1 protein-coding gene is annotated in these 1,737 nt (G+C 75.2%); it reads right to left on the reverse strand.

Annotated elements, in window-relative coordinates:
• Positions 1–52 precede the first annotated feature (52 nt).
• On the reverse strand, positions 53–1,573 hold the full coding sequence (pelF, locus tag JNW98_RS35470) for a GT4 family glycosyltransferase PelF (protein WP_223772374.1): 1,521 nt from the start codon (positions 1,571–1,573) through the stop codon (positions 53–55).
• Positions 1,574–1,737 lie beyond the last annotated feature (164 nt).

Below are 1,737 nucleotides of genomic sequence, written 5' to 3' on the forward strand. Positions count from 1 at the left end.
GTGAGGTCGGGGACGGCCTCGGGGTCGGGCGGTACGAGCCGCAGCGGTCCGCTCATCCGGCACCGCCGGCGGCCAGGGCCATGGCGGGCGGCGCGAACGGAACGGCCGGGGCGAAGACGACCGAGCGCCGCCGGGAGGTGGCGAGGTCGTGGTAGATCTCGCGGAAGGCGCTGATGGTCTGCCGGAGGGTGAACTGCTCGATGACCCGCAGTCTGGCCGACTCGCCCATGCGTGCCCGCAGTTCGCGGTCGCCGAGCAGGGTGAGGGCGGCCTCGGCCATGCTCTCCGGGTCGCGCGGCGGGACGACGAGCCCGCTGTCGCCGACGGCTTCCCGCACCCCGCCCACGTCCGTCGAGACCGTGGCCCGGCCGCAGGACATGGCCTCTATCAGGGTGAACGGGAAGCCCTCGCTGATGCTGGAGAGCATGACGACGTTGCCCGCCGCGTACGCGTCGCGAATGTCCTCGACGCGCCCCTCGAAGGTGACGGAGTCCCCCACCCCGAGGTCGGCCGCCAGCTTCTCGCAGGCCGTCCGGTAGCCCTCGCCGCCGCGCGGCGTGCCGCCGAAGAGCCGCAACCGGGCCTCCGGGACGCGCTGTTTGACGAGGGCGAAGGCGCGGACGAGCGTGTCGAGGCCCTTGATGGGGTCGACGCGCCCGGCCCAGCTGAGCGTCGGCACCTCCGGTTCCGGTCCGGCGGGCGGGAACGCGGCAGGGTCCACGCCGTTGTAGACGGTCCGGATGCGGTCGGGCGGGGTGCCGCCGTGCTCCTCCCAACGGCGGTTGTAGCGGTTGCCGGGGGTGACGAGGGCGGCGCACCGGTAGGACTCGACGGCGAGCTGCCGGAACAGGCCCAGCATCAGCGCCTTGACGGGCCAGCGGTAGGGCTCGGTGCGGAACCCGAGGTAGCGCTCGCGCAGGTAGATGCCGTGTTCGGTGAGGAGGAAGGGGGTGCCGTGGCGGTGGTGGGCGACGAGGCCGGGGACGGCCGCGAGACCGCCGCTGACGGCGTGGGTGATGCCGTCGGCGGGGACGTCGGCGGCCAGCGGGCGCAGCGCGTGTTCCAGCAGGTCGGTGGCGGTGAGCGCGTCGTGCAGCGTGGGCCGGGCGGCGGCGGTGGGCAGGGCGGGCCGGTTCCAGACGCGGACGAGGACGCGGACGGCGTCCTCGCCCTGGAGGAGGGCCGGCAGGGTGCCGCCGGCGGCGAGGTCGGCGAGCCGGTGGAAGGCGGGCGCGAAGTCGTCCTCGTACGCCGGGTCGAGCAGGGAGAGCAGGAAGCGCTCGTAGCCGGCGAGGAAGACACGCAGGGCCCGGCCGCGGGGCGCGCGCCCGGCGGGCGTGGTGCCCCACAGCGGGACGGCGTCCACGCGGTGGACGTTGGCGGGGAGCTGCCAGGCGAGCCCTTCCCGTCCGGTGCCGGTGACGGCGATGATCCGGAAGGGGATGTCGGGCATGCCCTGCACCAGCTGGTCGCACCAGACGCTGACCCCGCCGTGGCTGTGGGGGTAGGTCCCCTCGGTGAGCAGCGTCACCGAGGGGGCGTCGGCCGCGGGTGCGGCAAGGGGTCCGTGCATGGGTATTCGGTTTCTCCGCGAGAGACGGTGTGGCATGAGGTGGTGCGCACGGAGGTACGGCGGTGCTCAGCGCCGGGTGCCGTCGCCGGCGCCGCGGGGCAGCCGGTGGCCGGCGCCGGGCGGTACGGGCAGGGCGGGGGCGGGCGCCTGGACGCGGGCGGCCT

It is taken from the genome of Streptomyces huiliensis, from assembly GCF_020037025.1.
Classification (GTDB): Bacteria; Actinomycetota; Actinomycetes; order Streptomycetales; family Streptomycetaceae; genus Streptomyces; species Streptomyces huiliensis.

Bases quoted from the DNA above. Each gene is read 5' to 3' on its own strand.
- pelF (WP_223772374.1), bottom strand. From the start codon at position 1,573: ATGCACGGACCCCTTGCCGCACCCGCGGCCGACGCCCCCTCGGTGACG.